Source organism: Streptomyces sp. NPDC002817, from assembly GCF_053592055.1.
This window is the reverse complement of sequence record NZ_JBSFUY010000103.1, coordinates 1-1,867: the sequence shown is the minus strand read 5'-3', so window position 1 is coordinate 1,867 and position 1,867 is coordinate 1. Positions and strand designations below refer to the sequence as shown.

The window sequence follows — 1,867 nt, the reverse complement described above, 5'->3', positions numbered from 1 at the left end:
AAAAACGCAACCGGCACCGACGCCGCCCCCGCAAACGACCACCCCACAGGAACACCAACCACCAACCGCCCATCCACCACCACCACATCACCGAAGCTGTGCCACAACCCCACCACCCGGTCCCCGACACCCAGACCCTCAACGGCGGCGCCTACCTCCAGCACCACACCCGCGCCCTCGCTGCCGAGGCCCTTCTGGCCGGGGACCATGCCGAGGGCGACGAGCGCGTCCCGGAAGTTCACGCCGGTGGCGTGCACTTCGACCCTCACCTGGTGGGGTTCCAGCGGCCGCGTGGCCGCGTCGGAGGGGACGATGCCCAGCGCCGCCAGGGTGTCGCCGCCCGTGGCGATGAGTTGCCAGCCTGGCTCGACAGGCAGCGCGAGACCGTTGTCGACACCCGTTGGCCGGAGCCTTGGGACGAGGAGTCCGTTGTCCCGGACCGCGATCTGGGGCTCACCGGAATCGATGGCGGCCGCGAGGCCCTGGCCGCCGTTGGTGCCGGCGTCCTCGACATCAACGACGGTCACCCGCCCTGGGTGTTCGTTCTGGGTGGACCTCAGCAGCCCCCACGCGGGAGCGTGCGAGAGATCCGTCCTGAAGGCATCCGCGACGGCGACCGCCGAGCGAGTCACGACCACCAGCCGGGACGTCCGCCAGCGTTCGTCGTCCAGCCAGTCCTGAAGGACGGTGAGGAGTGCGGTCAGCCCACCATGCGGCTCCCCGCCCTGCGCGAACGGTACGACGACCGCGTCGGGCACGGCCCGGCCGGCGGCGACGGCGTCACCCAGCGCGGTCCATCCGGGCAGTACCTCCGCACGGCTGGCGAGCCCCAGGTCGGTGGCGCCGAGCACGACCCAGTCGCCGTCGGCGGTGGTGTCCGCCGGGCTCAGCTGTATCCAGTCGAGGCGGTGGAGTGCGTCGTCGTCCTGGCGTTGGCCGAGCGCCTGTCGTGAGACCGGTCGCATCACGATCTCGTCGGCCGAGGCGACCGGCGCGCCGGTCGGGTCCGCCACGGTCAGTGACACCGAGTCATTCGCCCCACGCCGCACACGCACTCGCAGCGACGAGGCTCCGACGGCGTGCAAGGACACCTCGTTCCACACGAACGGCAGGTGTGTCCGTGTGCCGTCCCCGCTGAGCATTGCCGTCTGGAGCGCCGCGTCGAGGAGCGCGGGGTGCACACCGAACCGGGCGGCACTGAGCTGATGGTCCTGCGCCAGCGCCACCTCGGCGAACACCTCGTCGTCCCGACGCCATGCGGCGCGCAGTCCGCGGAAGGCGGGGCCGTATCCGTATCCGGCGCTCGCGATCTCGGCATAGAAGTCCTCGACGGCCAGCCGTTCGGCACCGGCCGGCGGCCAGAGCTGGAAGTCGGCGTCGGCGACGGGTTCGGTCGCGGGAGCGAGGATTCCGACGGCGTGCCGGGTCCACTCTGTCGCGACATCGTCGTCCTGCGGCGAGGAGTAGATGTCGAGCGCACGCCGCCCTTCGGCATCCGCCTCCCGGACCCGCACCTGTACGACGACTCCGGCTTCCTCGGGCATGAACAGCGGCCGCTCCAGGGCCAGTTCGATGAGTCTGCCGCAGTCGACCTCCGAGCCGGCGTGCAGGGCCATCTCCACGAACGCCGCTCCGGGCAGGAGCACGGAACCGAACACAGCATGATCGGCGAGCCAGTGGTGAGTGCCGAGAGTGAGTCGCCCCGACAGCACCACCTGATCCTCGTCCGCGAGCCGCACGGTGTCATCGAGCAGCGGATGCGTCGAAGTGGCGCCCTCCAGCCAGTAGCGCTGTCGCTGGAAGGCGTATGTGGGCAGATCCACCGCCCGCGCGCCTGTGCCCTCGAACACAGGAGACCAGTCCACGT

General features: G+C 70.7%; 1 protein-coding gene. It reads right to left on the bottom strand.

The features are described from left to right. On the bottom strand, positions 1–1,850 hold a 1,850-nt coding region (locus tag ACWD3I_RS49160), incomplete at its 3' end, for a polyketide synthase dehydratase domain-containing protein (RefSeq protein WP_451084471.1). Positions 1,851–1,867 lie beyond the last annotated feature (17 nt).